The sequence below is a fragment of the Streptomyces sp. NPDC028305 genome, assembly GCF_055569495.1.
On sequence record NZ_JBVHTN010000004.1, the window covers coordinates 109,297 to 127,665 of the forward strand.

16 protein-coding genes are annotated in these 18,369 nt (G+C 73.6%); 8 read left to right on the plus strand and 8 right to left on the minus strand.

From position 1 onward, the window contains the following. Window positions 1-13 precede the first annotated feature (13 nt). A complete protein-coding gene (locus tag ACZ4WQ_RS16710; RefSeq protein WP_398370895.1) occupies window positions 14-1,525 on the plus strand; it encodes a sensor histidine kinase in 1,512 nt (503 codons plus the stop codon). Window positions 1,526-1,638: 113 nt separating this feature from the next. On the opposite strand, the gene ACZ4WQ_RS16715 is transcribed toward ACZ4WQ_RS16710, so the two are convergent. Both ACZ4WQ_RS16715 and ACZ4WQ_RS16720 read right to left on the minus strand, forming a co-directional pair. Next, the gene (locus ACZ4WQ_RS16715) at window positions 1,639-2,118 is read right to left on the minus strand and encodes an SUKH-3 domain-containing protein (RefSeq protein ID WP_385351908.1); all 480 of its coding nucleotides are present in this window, start codon (window positions 2,116-2,118) and stop codon (window positions 1,639-1,641) included. 29 nt (window positions 2,119-2,147) lie between these two features. Continuing rightward, window positions 2,148-2,783 (minus strand): YwqJ-related putative deaminase, encoded by a 636-nt coding sequence (locus ACZ4WQ_RS16720; protein ID WP_468022263.1) that lies wholly within the window; start codon window positions 2,781-2,783, stop codon window positions 2,148-2,150. A 383-nt stretch (window positions 2,784-3,166) separates the two neighbouring features. Here ACZ4WQ_RS16720 and ACZ4WQ_RS16725 point away from each other — a divergent pair, with 383 nt between their 5' ends. The 3 genes from ACZ4WQ_RS16725 to ACZ4WQ_RS16735 all read left to right on the plus strand — a co-directional run bounded on the left by ACZ4WQ_RS16725 (window position 3,167) and on the right by ACZ4WQ_RS16735 (window position 8,746). Continuing rightward, window positions 3,167-4,144 (plus strand): SMI1/KNR4 family protein, encoded by a 978-nt coding sequence (locus ACZ4WQ_RS16725; protein WP_385351902.1) that lies wholly within the window; start codon window positions 3,167-3,169, stop codon window positions 4,142-4,144. A gap of 5 nt (window positions 4,145-4,149) precedes the next feature. Then, window positions 4,150-7,587 (plus strand): SUKH-4 family immunity protein, encoded by a 3,438-nt coding sequence (locus tag ACZ4WQ_RS16730; protein WP_468022264.1) that lies wholly within the window; start codon window positions 4,150-4,152, stop codon window positions 7,585-7,587. A 241-nt stretch (window positions 7,588-7,828) separates the two neighbouring features. Beyond that, window positions 7,829-8,746 carry a cellulose-binding protein gene (locus tag ACZ4WQ_RS16735; protein WP_468022265.1) on the plus strand — a complete coding sequence of 306 codons (918 nt, stop codon included), beginning with the start codon at window positions 7,829-7,831 and terminating at the stop codon, window positions 8,744-8,746. A 22-nt stretch (window positions 8,747-8,768) separates the two neighbouring features. Here the strand turns inward: ACZ4WQ_RS16735 and ACZ4WQ_RS16740 are convergent, their stop codons facing one another. Further along, window positions 8,769-10,415, minus strand: coding sequence for an MFS transporter (locus tag ACZ4WQ_RS16740; protein WP_468022266.1), 1,647 nt, complete (start codon window positions 10,413-10,415; stop codon window positions 8,769-8,771). Window positions 10,416-10,884: 469 nt separating this feature from the next. Here ACZ4WQ_RS16740 and ACZ4WQ_RS16745 point away from each other — a divergent pair, with 469 nt between their 5' ends. The 3 genes from ACZ4WQ_RS16745 to ACZ4WQ_RS16755 all read left to right on the plus strand — a co-directional run bounded on the left by ACZ4WQ_RS16745 (window position 10,885) and on the right by ACZ4WQ_RS16755 (window position 14,974). Continuing rightward, the gene (locus tag ACZ4WQ_RS16745; RefSeq protein ID WP_311726316.1) at window positions 10,885-11,673 is read left to right on the plus strand and encodes an ABC transporter ATP-binding protein; all 789 of its coding nucleotides are present in this window, start codon (window positions 10,885-10,887) and stop codon (window positions 11,671-11,673) included. Beyond that, entirely contained in the window at window positions 11,670-14,246 is a 2,577-nt protein-coding gene (locus ACZ4WQ_RS16750; protein ID WP_468022267.1) for an ABC transporter permease, read from the plus strand. The genes ACZ4WQ_RS16745 and ACZ4WQ_RS16750 overlap by 4 nt, the downstream gene beginning before the upstream one ends. Window positions 14,247-14,401: 155 nt before the next feature. Then, complete coding sequence (locus ACZ4WQ_RS16755; RefSeq protein WP_468022268.1) at window positions 14,402-14,974, plus strand: GNAT family N-acetyltransferase; 573 nt, start codon at window positions 14,402-14,404, stop codon at window positions 14,972-14,974. A 12-nt stretch (window positions 14,975-14,986) separates the two neighbouring features. On the opposite strand, the gene ACZ4WQ_RS16760 is transcribed toward ACZ4WQ_RS16755, so the two are convergent. Beyond that, window positions 14,987-16,108 (minus strand): DNA polymerase III subunit beta family protein, encoded by a 1,122-nt coding sequence (locus tag ACZ4WQ_RS16760; protein WP_468022269.1) that lies wholly within the window; start codon window positions 16,106-16,108, stop codon window positions 14,987-14,989. A gap of 121 nt (window positions 16,109-16,229) precedes the next feature. Between ACZ4WQ_RS16760 and ACZ4WQ_RS16765 the strand changes: the two genes are divergently transcribed. Continuing rightward, on the plus strand, window positions 16,230-16,637 hold the full coding sequence (locus ACZ4WQ_RS16765; protein WP_385340637.1) for a VOC family protein: 408 nt from the start codon (window positions 16,230-16,232) through the stop codon (window positions 16,635-16,637). A gap of 1 nt (window position 16,638) precedes the next feature. On the opposite strand, the gene ACZ4WQ_RS16770 is transcribed toward ACZ4WQ_RS16765, so the two are convergent. From ACZ4WQ_RS16770 to ACZ4WQ_RS16785, 4 genes are read right to left on the minus strand one after another with little or no spacing between them, the layout of a single operon-like run. Then, window positions 16,639-16,920, minus strand: coding sequence for a gas vesicle protein K (locus ACZ4WQ_RS16770; RefSeq protein WP_468022270.1), 282 nt, complete (start codon window positions 16,918-16,920; stop codon window positions 16,639-16,641). After that, a complete protein-coding gene (locus ACZ4WQ_RS16775) occupies window positions 16,917-17,141 on the minus strand; it encodes a gas vesicle protein (RefSeq protein WP_311726310.1) in 225 nt (74 codons plus the stop codon). The genes ACZ4WQ_RS16770 and ACZ4WQ_RS16775 overlap by 4 nt, the downstream gene beginning before the upstream one ends. After that, window positions 17,138-18,007 carry a GvpL/GvpF family gas vesicle protein gene (locus tag ACZ4WQ_RS16780; RefSeq protein WP_398370909.1) on the minus strand — a complete coding sequence of 290 codons (870 nt, stop codon included), beginning with the start codon at window positions 18,005-18,007 and terminating at the stop codon, window positions 17,138-17,140. Before ACZ4WQ_RS16780 ends, ACZ4WQ_RS16775 begins: the two co-directional genes overlap by 4 nt. Then, entirely contained in the window at window positions 18,004-18,366 is a 363-nt protein-coding gene (locus ACZ4WQ_RS16785; RefSeq protein WP_311726308.1) for a gas vesicle protein, read from the minus strand. Before ACZ4WQ_RS16785 ends, ACZ4WQ_RS16780 begins: the two co-directional genes overlap by 4 nt. Window positions 18,367-18,369 lie beyond the last annotated feature (3 nt).

Below are 18,369 nucleotides of genomic sequence, written 5' to 3' on the forward strand. Positions count from 1 at the left end.
GTAGTCTGTCGGTATGACTTCGACGGGGGATACGGGGGAAGCCGAAACGGCGGGCGCGCGGGGCGCGCCCGCCGGGCCGTGGTGGTGGCCGCGGCGGCGGAGCATGGTGCTGGACATCGTGATCGCCGTCCTGTCCGCGGTCGAGTGCGCCGCGGAGGGCGTCGCCTTCGCCCATGACGCGCGCATCCCGGTCGCCGCCGGAGTGGCGACGGGGCTGGTCGTCGGCGCCACGCTGCTGCTGCGGCGGCGCTGGGCGATCGCCGTGGTGCTCATATCGATCGCGGTCACCCCCGCGGAGATGGGCCTCATGCTCAGCATCGTCGGCCTCTACACCCTGGCCTCCTCCGAGGTGCCGCGCCGGATCACGGCCGTGCTGGCCGGGATGTCGGGCGTGGGCACGCTCATCATCTCCACCATCCGCTTCCAGGAGGACATGCACCGCACCGGCGGCAGCGGCGCGGATTCCACCGTGTGGGTGATCCCGCTGGTCGCGGTGGTGATGTCCCTGGGTCTTACCGCGCCGCCCATCCTGCTCGGGCTGTACGTACGGGCCAGGCGCCGGCTCGTGGAGAGCCTGCGGGAGCGGGCGGACGGCCTGGAGCGCGAGCTGTCGCTGCTGGCGGACCGCGCGGAGGAACGGGCCGAGTGGGCCCGTAACGAGGAGCGCACCCGCATCGCGCGGGAGATGCACGACGTGGTGGCCCACCGGGTGAGCCTGATGGTGGTGCACGCGGCGGCCCTCCAGGCGGTCGCCCTCAAGGACCCGGAGAAGGCCGCGAAGAACGCGGCGCTGGTGGGCGACATGGGCCGCCAGGCCCTGACCGAGCTGCGGCAGATGCTCGGCGTGCTGCGCTCCCAGGACGTCGGCCAGCGGGCCCCGGCCTCGGCCGGCGCCCGCCGGGACGCGCAGCCGGTGCCGCTGGCGGCGGTGGCCGCCGCGGCGTCGGCCGCGGCGGAGGCGGCCGGGGCGTCGGCCGCGGAGGGCGCGGGGAGCGCGCGTGCGGCCGGGGGCGCGGGGCCGGCCGGGGCGCCCGCCGGCGTCGCGGGCGGGCCGCGGCTGGCGGAGCTGGAGACCCTGGTCGGGCAGTCGCGGGCGGCCGGGATGGTCGTCGAGCTGTCGGTCGAGGGGGAGGAGCGCGGCTACGCCCCCCGGGTCGAGCAGACCGCGTACCGCGTGGTGCAGGAGGCCCTGACCAACGTCCACAAGCACGCGCCGGGCGCGAAGGCGCGGGTCCGGCTCGCCCGCCGGCCCTCGGAGGTCGCGGTGCTGGTGGAGAACGGCCCCTCGGAGCGGGGCGCGGCGGACGCGGGGCTGCCGAGCGGCGGCAACGGCCTGCTGGGGATGAAGGAGCGGGTGACGACGCTCGGCGGCGGTTTTGTGTCGGGGGCCACGGAGTCGGGCGGCTTCCGGGTCTCGGCGGTCATCCCGGACCGTACGGCGGATGGCGCACCGGATCGTGCGGGCAACGGCCGGGTGGATCTCCCGGTGTGGGACCGGGACGCCGAGCGGGCGAAGAGCGCATAGGGCGGAGCGCATAGCGGGGCAGGGGTGAATGTGGGTTTTTTGCCCTATTCATCCCTGCTCGAAATTGGCTCGAAAGTGTGGGTGATTCCTCAGAGTCGCCGCCCGTCGAGCCGCTACCCGCGCGGCAGGCGCTGCGGCTGTACCCCCGTCACCAACGCCGTCAGCGCCGCGTCGATGTCCGGGCCCAGGAACCAGTCCCCGGTGTGGTCCAGGCTGTACACCCGGCCCTCCGCGTCGATGGTCAGCAACGCCTGTCCGTCGGCCTCCTCGCCCAGCGGGCAGAGCTCCGTGCCCAGTGCCCGCCCCAGGTCGCCCAGGGTCCGGGCCAGATGCAGACCGTGCAGCGGATCGAGGTGAAACGGCGTCGGCGCGATGTGCCGCCCGGCCCCGGGCGGGATGACCCGCAGGCCCCCGAACTCCGCCCACGCCTCGACGGCCGCCGGGAAGATGGCGTGCAGATGCCCGGCCGGGGAGGTGTGGGCGCGCAGGGTGTCCGCCCAGACCTCGGCCTGGTGGACGTTACGGCGTCCCGGCTGCCAGCCCGCCTCGCGCAGGGCGGCGTCGACGGGGACGGCGAAGCGGGTCGAGTCCATGCTTCGTACGCGTCTGGATGTGTCCAACGTCAGCCCCTCACCGGGCCCGCCGCGGCCCCGGCCCCGGGCTCGTGCCCCACGGTCCGTACGCCGAAGTGGGCCAGCAGCGGCACACAGGACCGGCACGGCGGGGCGTAGCCGCCGTGCCGTGGATCGCCGGCCTCGCGGATCCGGCGTGTGGTGATCTTGGCGTGTTTGAAGGCGCGGCGGGCCTCGCCGTGGGTGAGCGGCTTGCGGGCGGCGCGCTTGGAGCGGTTCGCCTCGACGCCGGTCAGATGGCGGGACAGCAGGATCGCCTCCGGGCAGCGGCCGGTGAACCGCTCGCGCTGCGCGCTGGTGAGCGTGTCCAGGAAGTCCTGGACCAGCGGGTGCAGCGGGGGCGGCTGGTCGCCCTTGCTCGCGGTCGAGGTGAGAGTCTGGCCGCGGACGGAGAGCGCGGCGGCGACGGTCGGCAGGATGCCGTCGCGGCGGTGCAGAAGCGGTGGCGGCCCGTCGGTGCCGTCGGTCTCGCTCCAGCTGAGCCGTGGGTCGCCGAGCGGCCCCGGGGAAGTGGGGGTGGGTTCCCGCGTCGTCTGGTGCGGTGGATCGCAAGGCGGAGGATCGTCCTCGTACTGGGCGCTGCGGTCGATATGCCGCTGACGCGGCGTGGCGGGCGACTCCGACAACGCAGCCGGGGGTACCCCCAGCGGTAGCTGGGGGCGCCGTGCCAGGCGGCGTGGGGGCCCGCCTCGACTTCCTCGGGGTCGCTCAGGCCCGGGCGCGGCGCCGTCGTGGCCGTTCGGAGTGGTGTGCATCTTCTGTGTTCCCTCCCCTTTCCTCCCTGCGCAATCCGCGCGCAATTCCCGCGCAATCCCCCCGGTTGCGAAGATCAGCCTGCCAAATGTGGCGCGTGGTGCGAAAGTCCGGGGAGACCGGTGCAGGTCGGGCCGGAGGTCGGCGGTCCGCCCGTTGGCCGGGGCCGGTCATGCGGTCCGGGCGCGACGGGGTCCGGGGTCGCGGTACCGCATAGTCTGTCCGTACCAGCCAGCAGCAGCAGGGGGCATCCGCCATGACGACAGGTCGGCTCGGGCAGCACGCCGCGCCACCGAACACGGCCTACGCCGGGCAGGTCGTGCACTTCCCGGACCCGGTGAGGGCCGCCCGGCACCCCAAGGGCGTGCGAGTGGACGAAAGCGGCTATCCGGACTTTACGCCCTATGCGCGCGCGGCGGTCGAAATAGCCGAGCCGCCCGAGGGGTTCGGCGTCGACGAACTGCGGCTGACCGACTTCGTGTCCGCCAACGCCGCACAGCACGCCGTCGGCCACGACCTGTGGGACGGCGCGTCGAGCGTGGCCACCCCGCACGGCTGGACCTGGCACCACGTCGTCGGCACCCGCCGCCTGGAGCTGATCCCGGTGGAGGTGAAGGCGCTGCTGCGGCACCACGCCGGGCTCGCCACGGCCGCCGTCGACCAGGACAAGCGCGGCACCCGGCCGCTCCAGGAGACCCGTCCGGTCCACTTCACGCTGCCCAAGCGCGGCCTGTCGGTCACCGAGGAGCAGGTGCTCGGCGTCGAGGAGGACCTCGGCTACCGGCTGCCCGGCGCGTACCGCGCCTTCCTGAAGGCGGCGGGCGGCTGCGCGCCCGTCGGCGCCGCGCTGGACCCGGAGCTCGGGCTCCTGGTCGACCAGCCGTTCTTCACGGTGCGCGACGAGGCCGCGGTCAACGACCTCGTCTACGTCAACAAGTGCCTGCGCGACCACTTCACCAAGGACTTCCTCGGAGTCGGCTTCGTCCAGGGCGGAGTGATCGCGGTGAAGGTGAAGGGCGACGCGGCCGGCTCGGCGTGGTTCTGCGCGTACGACGACGCGCGGGACCGCGACGGCTGGACGGTGCAGGAGCGGGTCGAGCACCTGATGCTCCCGTGCGGCGACGACTTCGACGCCTTCCTGCTGCGGCTCGCGGGGAACCCGCCGGAGCTGGAGACCGTGGCCAACCTGATGGTGGAGGGCGGCTTCGCGTACGCCGTCCCGGTGGAGGGGTGAGCGCGATGGTGACCTTCGCTCAGGCGCAGGAGCGCGCGGAGCTCTGGATCAACGGTGATGTGCCCGGCTACCAGCAGCGCGAGGTGCGGGTGCGGGAGTTCGACCTGGGCTTTGTGGCCTGGGCCGAGGACCGCGCGGACGGCCCCGTCTCGGACGCGCCCGCCGACGGCGCCCGGCTGGTCATCGCCCGCGACAGCGGGGACACGTCCCTGTGGCCCGCGCTGCCGGTGGGCGAGGTCATCCGCCGGTACGAGGAGGAGTACGGGGCCTCGGCCGGCCGCCAGGAGAACACGGGCGCGCGGCCCCAGCGCATCGACCTGAACGCGACGTCCTTCCTGCTGACCCCGCCCGACTGGCTTCAGGAGGCGGCGGACGCGAGGGGCATCCCCGATCAGCGGTCGAGCGGCGGCAGCGGCGCTTCCACGGCGGACTCCGGGACGGGGGCAGGGGCCGGGGCGGACTCCGGCACGGACGCGAGTGCGGCGGCCTCGGCGGGCGGCTCCGCGGACCGTGAGCCGGCAGCGGTGGACGACTGGCCGGGGTCGCAGGCCTCGGGCGGGCCCGCCGACCGCGAGCCGGGAACGGGAACGGACGACTGGCCGGGGTCGCAGGCGCCGGCGGCGTCGGCCTCGGCGGCATCTGGTTCGTACGGTGGTGGTTCGGCCGACCGCGGGGCGGACGACTGGCCGGGTTCTGGCGCGGCTGGTTCCAGCGCGGGGGCGGCTGCGGGTTCGGGCCCGGGTTCGGGTTCGTACGGTGGTGGTTCGGTCGGCGGCGGGGCGGATGACTGGCCGGGTTCTGGCGCGGCGGGCTCCGGAGCCGGAGCGTCCGCGGCGGGCGGCTCGGCCGGTCGTGACCCGGAGCCGGTCGACGACTGGCCGGGGTCGCAGGCGCCGGCGGCGTCGGCCTCGGCGGCATCTGCTTCGTACGGCGGTGGTTCGACCGACCGCGGGGTGGACGACTGGCCGGGGTCCGGTTCGAGCGTCCCCGGCGCCGGAGCGGGCGCGCGGCCCTCGGACGACGCTTCTCACGGTGGGCAGCCCGGCACCGGAAGCCCCTGGGCCACCCCCGCGGGCTCCGCGGCCCCCGGCGCCCCGGCGACACCGGCCGGCGGCACGCCGTGGGCGGGCGCCGACACCAACTCCCGGGGCGACGACAGCGACCGCTCGGTCGCCCCGCCCGTTACGGTCTTTGCCCCGCCGCTCGCGGGCTCGGACGACGAGGACACCCCGGCGCCGGGCGTGCGGCCGGACGCCAAGACCGAGTTGATGTCGGCGGGCAGCGCGCTGCCGCCCACCGCCCTCGCGCCGGCCCTCGACATGCCGCCCCCGACGGGCGCGCCGGCCGCGGGCCCGGGCGTCCCCGGGGCGCCCTCCGCGCCTCCCGGGGCGATGCCTGGCGGTCCGCCGCCCCCGCCGCCCGGTGCGCCGGGCGCTCCCGGCGCCGGTCCGGCCCCGGGGCCGCGGACCCCGACTCCGCCGCCGTCCGGCCCGGGTGCCCCGGGCGCGCCGGCCGGAGGGTACGTACCGACCCAACTGGTCTCGGCGCTCGACTCCGAGAGCCTCGCGATGCCGCCCGGCGCCCCTGGCGCCCCAGGTGCCCCGGGCGTTCCCGGTGCCCCGGGCGTTCCTGGTGCCCCTGGTGGCGCGCAGACGCCGCCTCCGCCGCTGGCCCCGGGCGCCCCGGGCGCGGGCGCGATGCCTCCGCCGAGCGCCCCGGGTGCTCCTGCTGCACCTGGTGCTCCTGGTGCTCCTGGTGGGGTGCATGCGGCGGCGACGATGCTGGCCGGTGGTCCTGGCGCGCCTGGCGTGCCCGGCGCGCCGGGGGCGGGCGGCCCGCAGCCGCCCGGCCCGCCCGGTGCTCCCGGCGTCCCGGGCCAGCCCGGTGTGTCGGGTCCGCAGCCGCCCGGTCCGCCGGGCGTGCCCGGAGCCGGGGGCGCACAGACGCCGCCTCCGCCCGGTCCCGCCGCCAACTTCCCCGGTCCGCCCGGTGCCCCGGGTGCGCCCGGCGCTCCTGGTGCCCCGGGGGCTCCTGGTGTGCCTGGTGCTCCTGGTGGGGTGCATGCGGCGGCGACGATGCTGGCCGGCAGCCCTGGCGCGCCCGGCGTCCCTGGCGCGCCGGGCCCCGGCGGCCCGCAGCCGCCCGGTCCGCCCGGTGCCCCGGGTGTCCCCGGTGCCCCGGGCCGGCCCGGCGTGCCCGGCCCCGGCGGTGCGCCGACGCCGCCCCCGCCGCCCCCGCCGCCCGGCCCCGGCTACCCCGGCGGCCCCGGCCCGGGTCCCGGCCCTGGCCCCGGTCAGCCCGGCGCTCCCGGTGGGGTGCACGCGGCCGCGACGATGCTCGCGGGCGGCACGCCCCCGCCCGGCATGCCCGGTCCGGGTACGCCCCCGCCCGGGATGCCCGGCCCCGGCGTGCCCCCGCCCGGTGGCGCGTACGCCTACCCCACGCCGCCGGCCGGTCAGCCGACCGTCGGCCCCGGCTACATGGCGGTGCTGCGCTACCGCGCGCAGGACGGCTCCGAGCAGCAGCTCATCCGCCGTTCCGCGCCGGGCACCCCGCACCCCGAGTGGCAGATCCTGCACGAGCTACGCGGGATGAACGTCCCGCCGCAGCAAGTGCTGGAGCTCCACACCGAGCTGGAGTCCTGCGATCTGCCCGGCGGCTACTGCGCGCGGATGATCAAGGAGACCTGGCCGCAGGTGCGGATCAGCCACACGGCGGCGTACGGGCGTGACCACGCGACCCGTCAGCAGGGCGTGCGCCACCTGATCGAGCATCAGGGCGAGTTGCACCAGGTGGCGGATGGCCCGGCTCGCCCGGCTCCCAACCGGGTGCCGCTGCCGCACCCCAGCCAGGTGCAGCGGGTGCCCCCGGTGCCGCCGGAGCTGCTCGCGCAGGAACTGCTCCAGTCGTTCGGCCCGCAGGGCATCTTCCGCTTCGACCAGCGGGCGGTGTCGCGGATGGGCGTGCCGGACGTGGTCGCGCAGACGCTGGTCTGGTCCGGGCTGCCGATGGACTTCGGGCCGTTCTTCTGGGCGCAGGCCCACCAGGGCCGCCCGGTGCCGACGCTGGCCGAGCTGGCCGCCGAGCGCGGGGTGCAGCCCGCGCCGGACTCGGGCTCGTACCTGGTCATGGGCAATGACTTCGGCCGTCAGCTCTGCGTGCAGTACGGCACCGCGCACATCGTGGCGGTGCCGGTGGAGGCGGGCCCCGGCGGCACGTCCGTGCCGCCGCAGTTCGTCAACTCCTCGCTGCCGGACTTCGTCCGCTGCCTGGCCCTGCTGGGCCGGATGTGGCGGCTGCGGTTCGGGCTGACGCCGGAGCAGGCCGGCCGCTGGACGGTCGACTTCCAGGCGCAGCTGGCCTGCCTGGACCCGGCGGCGCTGTCGTCGCCGGACACCTGGTGGTCGGTGCTGCTGGAGCAGATGTGGGACGGATTGCTCTGAGCGAACTCTGAGGCGAACAGCGCCAGAACATCAGGACCGAGGCGCCCGACCCCCGTGACGGGGGCGGGCGCCTCGTCGTTGTGTTGTCCGGGTCCGCTGGCGACGACATCGGGCGACATCTGGGGGACACGACATCTCCGACCGAAGGAGATGGGCGGAGTGTCGCGTTATGGGCGATTAGCCGCGATCTATAAAGATGTGCGCCGGAGCGGTTGCATGCCGGACAAAAGGGGTTCCAAGGATGGGCGCATCGGTGTCACGTCAAGGTTTCACCATCGGCGGACGGGGCCGCGGCTACCGCCCCGAGCAGGTTGACCGCGCTCTCGCGGAGCTGTCCGACGCGCGCGACGCGGCGTGGGAACGGGCCGCGCGGCTGACGGTCCTGGGCAATGAGCTGGCCGCCGACGCCGAGCGGCTGCGCGAGGCGGTCGTCCAGCTGGCCCCCCAGACGTATGAATCGCTGGGCGACCGCGCCCGGCTGATTCTGTTCGCCTCCGAGGAGGAGGCCGCGAGCCTGCGGGCGCGGGCCGAGGGCTCGGCCCAGGAGCTGTGGGACGCCGCGCGGGCCGCGGCCCGTACGGTCGAGGAGGCCGCCCGCGAGGAGGCCGGGCGGGTGCGGGCCGCCGCCGAGGCGTCCGCGCGCTCGACGCTGGAGGCGTGCCAGGCGGACGTGGACGAACTGCGCGCCGCCTCGCGGCAGGACGCCAAGGAGTGGCGGGCCGAGGCCCTGTCGGCGCTGAAGGAGACGCGGCAGCGCAGCGCCGCCGTACTGGCAGAGCTGGAGCGGGACCACGGCGATCGGTGGGAGGCGGCGGGCCGGGAGATCGCCGAGCGGGAGGCCGCGGTGGCCGCGGGCATCGACCGGTTGGAGGAGCGCGTGCAGCAGAAGCTCGCCGAGGCCAAGCGGGAGTACGCGATGGCCGAGCAGGCGGCGCGGCTACGGCAGGAGGACGCCCAGGGACAGGCGGCGGAGATCATCGCGCAGGCCCGGGCCCGGGAGGAGCGCCTGGAGCGGGAGACGGAGCGGACGCTGCGCGAGCACGTGGAGCGGCGTGAGGAGCTCAAGTCGCACCTGGAGCACGTACGGGGCAGCCTGGCGGCGCTGACGGGGCGGCCGGTCGCCGAGGACGCCGGCTCCACGCCGCTGCCGGAGGCCTGACCGGCTTTCCCGGCGGGGCTCCCTACCCGGCCGTCCGCGTCTGCTCGTCGGCTCCCTCAGCTCCCTCGGCCCCTCCGGTGCCCGCCGTGCCGTGTTCGCCGTCCGGCCCGGCGGCGGCCCGGCGCGGGGCGAGGAACAGCAGGACCAGTACGGCCAGTACGGCGGCCCCCGCCGAGCCGACGTACACATGGTCGACGGCGGTGTCGACCGCGCGCCGCAGATAGTCGGCGGCCTGGTCGGTGAGCGTGGCCGGGTGCTCCAGCGCGCGGGAGACCCCGTCGAGGTTGTCGGGCAGGCCGGGGCGGATCGCGGCGGGCGCCTCGTCGAGGCGGGCGGCCAGCGTGGAGTTGGCGACGGCGCCGAAGACGGCCGCTCCCACACTCTGGCCGACCAGTCGGCAGAAGAGGATGGAGGCGGTCGCGGTGCCGCGCTCCGCCCAGCGGACGGACGACTGGACCCAGATGATCAGCGGTAGCTGGAAGAGGCCGAGGGCCGCGCCGAGCAGCAGCATGATCAGCGCGGGCTGCCAGGCGGCGCCGGGATCCGCCCCCGGGTAGGGGAGGAGCGGGAAGGCGAACAGGGCCAGCGCGGCCAGCCCGATGCCGGTGATCGCACAGCGCCGGAAGCCGACCCGGTTGTAGACGCGGCTGCTCAGCGCGGCGGATATCGGCCAGCTGAGCGTCATGGCCGACAGCACGAACCCGGCCGCGATCGGGCCGAGCCCCAGGACCGACTGGCCGTAGGTGGGCAGAAAGACGGTCGGGGCGATCATCACCAGGCCCAGCGCGCCGAGCGCGAGATTGACCGCCGAGATCGTACGGCGCCGCCAGACCCAGCCCGGGATGATCGGTTCGGCGGCATGGCGCTCGATCCACACCGTCCCGGCCGCGCACACCGCGCTGCCCGCGAACAGCGCGAGCGACGGCGCGGACAGCCAGGCCCAGGCCACCCCGCCCTGCACGAGCGCGGTCAGCAGCAGCCCACCGGTCGCGAAGATCGCGAGCGCGCCCGCCCAGTCCACCCGGGATCCGCGCGCGACCTCCCGGGCCGGCTCGTGCAGATGACGGACGATCAGCAGCAGCGCCACCGCGCCGACCGGCAGGTTGATCAGGAAGATCCAGCGCCAGTCGGCGTATCCGGCCAGCAGACCGCCGATGACCGGGCCCGCCACGGAGGACAGGGCCCACACCGAGGAGAGCCTGGCCTGGATCTTCGGGCGCTCCTTGAGCGGGTAGAGATCGGCGGCGATGACCTGCACGGTGCCCTGGAGCGCGCCGCCGCCCAGGCCCTGGACGATACGGAAGGCGATCAGGGAGCCCATGTTCCAGGCGCCCGCGCACAGCAGCGAGCCCAGCAGGAAGAGCACGATCCCGAAGAGCAGGACGGGCTTGCGGCCGAAGGTGTCGGAGATCTTGCCGTACACCGGAAGGCTGACGGTGACGGCGAGCAGATAGCCGGAGAACAGCCAGGAGAAGACGGAGAAGCCGCCGAGGTCGCCCACGATCTGCGGGATCGCGGTCGAGATGATGGTGGAGTCGAGCGCGGCGAGCGCCATGCCGAGCATCAGCGCGGCGGCGACGGGGCGGCGGCGTACGGGGGGTGACGGCGTGGTTCCCGGGGTAGGGGGTCCGGTGTCCGGGTCCGTCCGCCGTCGTGCGGTGCCGCCCACCGTGCGCACTCCCTCCCCGGCCGAGCCGGCCGGCTGCCGTGCTGCGCTGCCCGTCACACTCGCTGCCCGCAAATACTGTTGTACTACCCACCATTTCATGCGGGATCGCGGGAGGGAAGCGGGCGTCCAGGCCGTGGAACAGCGGACTTGAACCTCCCGTGACGTGAGGGAACAGTCTTGACCCCGAGACGGGATCCGTCTCAGGTCTCACACCCCTAGGGGACATCCACCCCTTCCTCCTACCCGGGGTTCGTACCGCCGGAGGAGGTGTCCGACCTGGGACGCTTCTAGTGTTGCTCTGGCCGACCGGACCGAGGGGGTATGGCTAGCACCCCCATGGACAGGGAGCCAGGCACCATCGTGCCACCCCCCGCGCCTGGCTCATCCTTGAACTGGGCGGCCGGGAGAACCGGGCTCGTGGAAGAACCGTCTGAAGAGCCGAAGAAGAAGACGACTGAGGAGAGTCACCGTGACAACCGCTGTATCGATTCCCAAGACCGGGGGCAGTGGAGGACATACGGCTGTTGCCGCCCGCGCACGCCAGGTGGTCAAGTCCTATGGCTCCGGCGAGACCCGCGTGGTCGCGCTCGACCATGTGGATGTCGACATAGCCCGCGGCCAGTTCACCGCGATCATGGGCCCCTCGGGCTCCGGCAAGTCGACCCTGATGCACTGCCTCGCCGGTCTCGACACCGTGACCTCCGGCCAGATCTTCATCGACGAGACCGAGATCACGGGGCTCAAGGACAAGAAGCTCACCCAGCTGCGCCGCGACCGGATCGGCTTTATCTTCCAGGCGTTCAACCTCCTCCCGACGCTCAACGCGATCGAGAACATCACGCTGCCCATGGACATCGCGGGCCGTAAGCCGGACCGCGCCTGGCTGGACCGGGTGGTGGAGACCGTCGGCCTGGCCGAGCGGCTCAAGCACCGGCCGAACCAGCTCTCCGGCGGTCAGCAGCAGCGCGTCGCCGTGGCGCGCGCCCTCGCCGCCCGCCCCGAGATCATCTTCGGTGACGAGCCCACCGGAAACCTGGACTCCCGGGCCGGCGCCGAGGTGCTGGGCTTCCTGCGGCGCTCGGTGGAGGAGCTGGGCCAGACCATCGTGATGGTCACCCATGACCCGGTCGCCGCCGCGTACGCCAACCGGGTGCTGTATCTGGCGGACGGCCGGATCGTCGACGAGATGCACAACCCCACCGCCGAGCTGGTGCTGGAGCGGATGAAGAGCTTCGACGCGCGCGGGCGGGTGTCATGACCGTCGTCAAGACCTCGATGCGCAATTTCTTCGCGCACAAGGGACGCATGGCGCTGTCGGCCATCGCCGTCCTGCTGTCGGTGGCCTTCGTCTGCGGCACGCTGGTCTTCACCGACACCACCAACGCCACCTTCGACCAGCTCTTCGCGAGCACCAGCTCCGATGTCTCGGTCAAGGCCAAGGAGAAGAGCGCCAGTCACAACGGCCCGCAGAGCGGCAAGATCGAGACGGTCCCCGGGTCGCGGCTCGCCGAGCTGAAGAAGGTCCAGGGCGTCAAGTCCGTGGTCGGTGAGATCAGCACCGAGACCGTCACCGTCGTCGACAAGAACAACGACGACATCGGTCCGAAGTCCGGCGCCCCGACGGTCGCCACCAACTGGGACCCGACCGAGCTGCTCGCGGTGGACCTCACCTCCGGCCATGAGCCGCGCGGCCCCACCGAGGTGATGCTCGACGCGGACACGGCCAAGAACAAGCACCTGAAGATCGGTGACGAGCTGCGGCTCATCGCCGTGCCCGGCGACTTCAGCGCCAAGATCGTCGGCCTGACGACCTTCAAGGTGACCAACCCCGGCGCCACCATCGTCTACACGGACAACGAGACCGCGCAGCGCAAGCTGCTCGGCCGCTCCGACGCGTACACCAGCTTCGCCCTGACCGCCCAGCCCGGCGTCAGCAACGAGCAGCTGAAGAAGAACGTGGTCGCGGCCCTCGGCGACGGCTTCAAGGTGCAGACGAAGGCCGAGGCCGCCGAGGAGGGCAAGGACGACGTCGGCTCGTTCCTCGACATCATGAAGTACGCGATGCTCGGCTTCGCCGGGATCGCCGTGCTGGTCGGCATCTTCCTCATCGTCAACACCTTCTCGATGCTGGTCGCCCAGCGCACCCGCGAGATCGGCCTGATGCGGGCCATCGGCTCCAGCCGCCGGCAGATCAACCGCTCGGTGCTCATCGAGGCGCTGCTGCTCGGCGTCATCGGCTCGGTGCTCGGCGTGCTGGCCGGCGTGGGCCTCGCCATCGGGCTGATGAAGATCATGGGCAGCCAGGGCCTGAACATCAGCACCGACCAGCTGACGGTGAAGCCGGCCACACCCATCATCGGCCTCACCATCGGCATCGTCGTCACCCTCATCTCCGCGTACATCCCCGCCCGCCGCGCCGGGAAGATCTCCCCGATGGCGGCCCTGCGGGACGCGGGCACCCCGGCCGACGCCAAGGCCGGCCGGATCCGGGGCGTGATCGGCCTGGTGCTCACGGCGGCGGGCACGGCGGGCCTGGTCGCCGCGGCGAACGCGGACAAGGCCACCGAAGGGTCGATGTTCCTGGGCCTGGGCGTGGTGCTGACCCTGATCGGCTTCATCGTCATCGGCCCGCTGCTGGCCGGCCTGGTGGTCCGGGTGCTGGCCGCCGTCATCCTGCGGATCTTCGGCCCGGTCGGCCGCTTGGCCGAGCGGAACGCGCTGCGCAACCCCCGGCGCACCGGCGCCACCGGCGCCGCCCTGATGATCGGCCTCGCGCTGGTCGCCTGTCTGTCGGTGGTCGGCTCCTCGATGGTCGCCTCGGCCAGCGATGAGCTCGACAAGTCGGTCGGCGCGGACTTCATCGTCCAGTCCGACACGGGCAAGCCGATCACCGAGAAGGTCGTGAAGGCCGTACACGCGGCGAAGGGCCTGGACCACGTCACCGACGTCAAGAACCTCAACGACACCAAGATCACCACGCCCGACGGCAAGACCAGCACCGACAACCTGGTCGCCGCCGACCCGAAGTTCGCGGACGACCTGCGCACCCCCGTGGTCGACGGCACGCTCTCCGACGCCTACGGCAAGGACGCCATGTCGGTGAACGAGGGCTTCGCCGAGGACCACAAGGTGAAGATGGGCGACACCCTCACCGTCGCCTTCGCGGGCGGCAAGCCGGCCAAGCTCAAGGTCGCCGCCATCACCTCGGACGACACCTCGCTCAACAAGGGCGCCAAGTACGTCAACATCACCACCGCCGAGCGCTATATCCCGGCCGACAAGATGCCGGTGAACGCGATGATGCTCGCGGCCGCCAAGGACGGCCAGGAGAAGGCGGCCTACGCCTCCCTCCAGGCCCAGCTGGATGACTTCCCGCAGGTCAAGGTCCGGGACCAGACCGACTACAAGAAGATGATGAAGGATCAGATCGGGCAGCTGCTCAACCTGGTCTACGGCCTGCTGGCGCTCGCGATCATCGTCGCCGTCCTCGGTGTGGTGAACACCCTGGCGCTGTCGGTCGTCGAACGGACCCGGGAGATCGGCCTGATGCGCGCCATCGGCCTGTCGCGCCGTCAGCTGCGCCGCATGATCCGCCTGGAGTCGGTCGTGATCGCGCTGTTCGGCGCCCTGCTGGGCCTCGGCCTCGGCATGGGCTGGGGGGCGACGGCGCAGAAGCTGCTGGCGCTCGAGGGCCTGAAGACCCTTGAGATCCCGTGGCCGACGATCATCACCGTCTTCATCGGCTCGGCCGTGGTGGGCCTGGTCGCCGCCCTGCTCCCGGCGTTCCGGGCGGGCCGGATGAATGTGCTGAACGCCATCGCCAGCGAATAAATGGCTGCCGGAGAACAGCTGACAGTCGAATAATGAAGCCGCTGCCCCTTCGTGGGGGTGAGGGGCAGAGGGCCGGCCCGGCGCACTCCCAGCGAGCGCGCCGGGCCGGGCGTTTACGCCCCCGGACACACGACATCGAACGGGGGAGAGACGAGATGGGGACGCATTCACAGCGCGTGATCTGCTGGCGGGGCAGGAATGTCCGCTTCGCATATCTGGAGGCGGACGACGCGGAGCTGATCCACCGATGGCAGTCCGATCCGGTGATCGCCCATGAGGCCGGCTTCCTGCCGAGGGCCCTGTCCGCGTGCCGGGAGCGGATCCACAGGGACATCGACAACCAGTCCCGGGACGACTTCCTGGTGCTGCTGGAGGATGGCACGCCCATCGGCCATATCGCCCTCATCGAGCAGGAATTCGTCGACGGCTGGGGCGAGGTCTGCCTGGTGCTGGACCCGGCCTGGCGCGGTCAGGGGTACGGCACCGACGCCGTCGACGCACTGGTCGACTTTGCCCTCGGTGAGCTGCCGCTCTACCGCGTGGAGGCGTTCACGCACCTCACCAACGCCGCCGCTCTCGGCGCACTCGCCAAGTCGGGCTTCGTCCAGGAGGGGGTGCGGCGCGGTGCGTGCGCGCACCGGGGGAGCCGTCACGACCTCGCGGCTCTGTCCCTGCTCAGGCCCGAGTGGGAGGCCCTGACCCGGCCCCGGGCCTGGGACCACGGCTGAGGCCGACCGGCTTCAGCCGGCGGCGGGGGTGGTGCGCACCGGCATGACCAGGGTGGTGAAGCTCCCCTGGTCGGCGGAGCGGACGACGACGGGCTGCGCCGCGGACGCGATCTCCAGCAGCACATCGGGCCCGACGCTCGCGTCGAGCGCCGGGAGCAGTACGGCGGGGTCGAAGGCGATCCGCGGCGGCGGCCCGGTGCAGATGGCGCGCAGCGCGGTCGCGTCGGGCCCGCCGGGCCCGGGGCCCGAGATCAGGAGGTCGTCTCCGGCGGTGGTCAGGACGACCGCCCGGTGGCCGGCGTCCAGGCGGTCCGCGACGGCCCGCCGCAGTGCGGCGCGGTCGGTGAGCACCCGGTGCCGGGCGGCCCCGAGGCCGTCCAGCACCATCCGGTAGGCGGGGAACACCTCGTCGGAGCCCGGCAGTTCCCGGCACTCGCCGCCGCCCCGTAGCCGGGTGTGCCGCCCCTCGATCTCGACGGTGACCTCGGGCAGGCGCCGGGCCCAGGCGGCCACCTCGGCCAACTCGTCCATGTCCCAGAGCAGTTCGCACGGCTCGCCCGCGCTCGACAGCGGCCGGAGCGCTCGTACGGCCAGCCGGTAGCGGTCCGTGGCCACCAGCCGGAGTTCCTCGCCGTCGAGCTCGACCAGGACGCGGCCGAGCACCGGAAACTTCTCCCGGGCCGCGCCCGAGGCCACCGCCGAGCCCACCTGCCGCACCGCGCCCGCCAGTTCGGCCCCGCCGACGCGGGCCTCCGCGCGGCGCGTGCCCCCCGGCAGCTCGCGCAGGATCTCCTCGATCGCCGCGCGGGCGGCCGCGGCCGTCTCCCGGGTCCGGCCCAGATGCGCCCGCAGCACCTCGCGGGCCTCGTCATGCGGCCCGTCCAGGACGGCCGCCGCGTCGACCAGCGGCAGCTCGGCCTCCCGCAGCCGGCGCAGCAGCGCGGCGCGCGGCCGCTGGTCCGCGGCGTAGTAGCGGTAGCCGGTCGCCGTGTCCACGCGGGCGGGGCGCAGCACCGCGCAGTCGTCGTAGAACCGCAGCGCGCTCGGCGCCAGCCCCACCTGCCGGGCGAACGCTCCGATGCTCAGCAGGGCCTCGGTGCCGTCGGTGCTCCCGGTGGTGTCGTGGTCGTCCATGGGCGCGATTGTCGGGCTTCATCCGGCTTGAAGGTCAAGAAATCTCCTCGCGCGGGAGGCGATGAGTTTCGCCGGGCCCGGCGGTCCTACAAGCAGAACCGATTCCCCCAGGGAGAGCAGCATGACCGAGAGCAGCAAGGGCACCAAGGGCACCAAGGGCACCCGCATCACCGAGCTGGGCAGGGTGGCCGTCCCGGTCGCCGACCAGGACCGGGCGCTGGACTTCTACGTCGGCACGCTCGGCTTCGAGAAGCGCGCGGACATCCCCATGGGCGAAGGCCTCCGCTGGATCGAGGTGGCGCCGACCGGCGGCGCGGCCGCGATCTCGCTGATCCTGCCGATGGAGGGGCAGTCGCCGGGCGTCGAGACCGGCATCATCCTCACGAGCGAGGACATCGACGCCGACCACGCCGCGCTGCGGGACCGCGGCGTCGATGTGGACGCAGAGGTCAAGCGATGGGGCGACCCCGTGCCGCCCATGTTCGGCTTCCGCGACCCGGACGGCAACAAGTTCGTGATCGTGCAGTGATTCAGTCCCGGGGGAGCAGTGTGCCCAGCGGGCCGAGGTCCAGGTTGAGGTCTTCGGGGCGCAGGCCGTGCTGGGCGCACAGCTCCGCCATGCGCTGGTCCAGGAGCATCAGCGTGGTGCCGATGCGTTCGATCTGCTCGTCGCCGAGCCCGCCGGCGTCGATCCGGCGCAGCGCCTGGCGTTCCATCAGCTGCCGGAGGAGTTCGACGACGGTCAGGACGAGGGCGACCAGGTCGCGGCCCACCGTGTCGGTGTCGAGATCGAGCCTGCCGCCGTCGGTCACAGCGGGCCGCCGTCGGTCCAGGGGGCGGGGACGCGCTCGTTGACCGAGGAGAGCAGGGCGTGTAGGGAGAGGCGTACGAGGGGCACCTCGGCGATGGCGATGACCACGTCACCGCTGATGACGACACCGGTTGCCAGCACCCGGTCGAGCAGGTCCACAAGCGGCACACCGATCGGCCCGTGCGCTTCCGCCGGGGCGTTTCCCCAGGTGGCGACGGTCATCGGGGGACGCTCCCGCCGGACGCGTCGGCGAACGAGTACGGGGCCCACGGGCCCGAGAGCTCGATCTGGACGGCAGTCTCCTCGCGGCGCAGGGTCTCCAGCGCGGTGCGCAGTTCGCTCTCGCGGGCGCTGTCGATCAGATAGGCGGCGTTGAGCACGTGGGTGCGGTGCGCCCCGGTGACCTCGACCCCGTGCGGGCGCAGCCGCCGGGCGGCCACGGCGAGGCCCCGCACGACCGCGTCCACCCGCTCCGCGGCCTGGAGCGCCTCGTTCTGGCGCTGTTCGCGGCCTTGGTGGCGGCTGCGTACCCGGTCGAGATAGGCCCGGCCACTGCCCGTCGCGGCGCCCGTCGCGGCGCCGGGCCCGGCGCCGGGCCCGGCGCCGGGTGGCGGGGCGGGGGAGGAGGTCGGGGGCGCGGGGGCGGTGTAGACCTTCACCCCCCACTCCACGCGGCCGGTCAACCGGCCGAGGGCGGCGAGGAAGGACACCTCCTTCTCGCGCAGGGCGGCGCGGACCCGTGCGTCGCCGAGATAGAGCGTGGCGAAGGGCAGCGGCACGGTCGGGGTGACGGCCGACGCCGCCATGATCACCTCATGGTGGGCGCGGGCGCAGCGCTCCAGCTCGTCGCGGTCGGTGAGCCGTTGCCGCAGCGCGTCCTCAGCGAAGTCGACGGCGGAGACGTCCTGGACGACGGCGGTGAGCGGGCCCGCGGCGAGCGTGCGGACCGGGGCGGCGGCGTCGAGCCCGGGGAGCCCGACCAGGGCGGCGGGGTCGCACCGGCGGCAGACGGCGAAGACGTAGGTGACCGTGGGGAGCTGACCGGGCGTCTGCTCGGGGGACTGCTCGTTGAGCTGCTCGGACGTCATCCGTCCCTCCTCTCCTCGCCGCCGACGGGGCTCAGCTGACCCACGTCGCCGCCGGATTCCAGCGCCTCCAGACGCTTGCGCAACTGTGCGTTCTCCTCGGCGAGGGCGTCGCGCGCGGCGCGGGAGGAGAGCGCCGGATCGGTCTCCCACCAGTCGATTCCGGCTCTGCGGGCGGTGTCGACCGACGCCACGAACAACCGGAGTCGGATGGTGAGCAGTTCGATGTCGAGCAGGTCGATCTTGATGTCGCCCGCGATGACGATGCCCTTGTCGAGCACCCGTTCCAGGATCTCGGCGAGGTTGGCGGTGGGCGGGGCGGTGCCCAGCGGGGTCCTGCCCGTCAGCTCGGGATCGATCACGGC

Excerpts from the sequence above, each read along its gene's own strand:
- ACZ4WQ_RS16710 (WP_398370895.1), top strand. The coding sequence starts at position 14 with ATGACTTCGACGGGGGATACGGGGGAAGCCGAAACGGCGGGCGCGCGG.
- ACZ4WQ_RS16715 (WP_385351908.1), bottom strand. The coding sequence starts at position 2,118 with ATGGACTCGACCCGCTTCGCCGTCCCCGTCGACGCCGCCCTGCGCGAG.
- ACZ4WQ_RS16725 (WP_385351902.1), top strand. The coding sequence starts at position 3,167 with ATGACGACAGGTCGGCTCGGGCAGCACGCCGCGCCACCGAACACGGCC.
- ACZ4WQ_RS16730 (WP_468022264.1), top strand. The coding sequence starts at position 4,150 with ATGGTGACCTTCGCTCAGGCGCAGGAGCGCGCGGAGCTCTGGATCAAC.
- ACZ4WQ_RS16735 (WP_468022265.1), top strand. The coding sequence starts at position 7,829 with ATGGGCGCATCGGTGTCACGTCAAGGTTTCACCATCGGCGGACGGGGC.
- ACZ4WQ_RS16750 (WP_468022267.1), top strand. The coding sequence starts at position 11,670 with ATGACCGTCGTCAAGACCTCGATGCGCAATTTCTTCGCGCACAAGGGA.
- ACZ4WQ_RS16755 (WP_468022268.1), top strand. The coding sequence starts at position 14,402 with ATGGGGACGCATTCACAGCGCGTGATCTGCTGGCGGGGCAGGAATGTC.
- ACZ4WQ_RS16760 (WP_468022269.1), bottom strand. The coding sequence starts at position 16,108 with ATGGACGACCACGACACCACCGGGAGCACCGACGGCACCGAGGCCCTG.
- ACZ4WQ_RS16765 (WP_385340637.1), top strand. The coding sequence starts at position 16,230 with ATGACCGAGAGCAGCAAGGGCACCAAGGGCACCAAGGGCACCCGCATC.
- ACZ4WQ_RS16775 (WP_311726310.1), bottom strand. The coding sequence starts at position 17,141 with ATGACCGTCGCCACCTGGGGAAACGCCCCGGCGGAAGCGCACGGGCCG.
- ACZ4WQ_RS16780 (WP_398370909.1), bottom strand. The coding sequence starts at position 18,007 with ATGACGTCCGAGCAGCTCAACGAGCAGTCCCCCGAGCAGACGCCCGGT.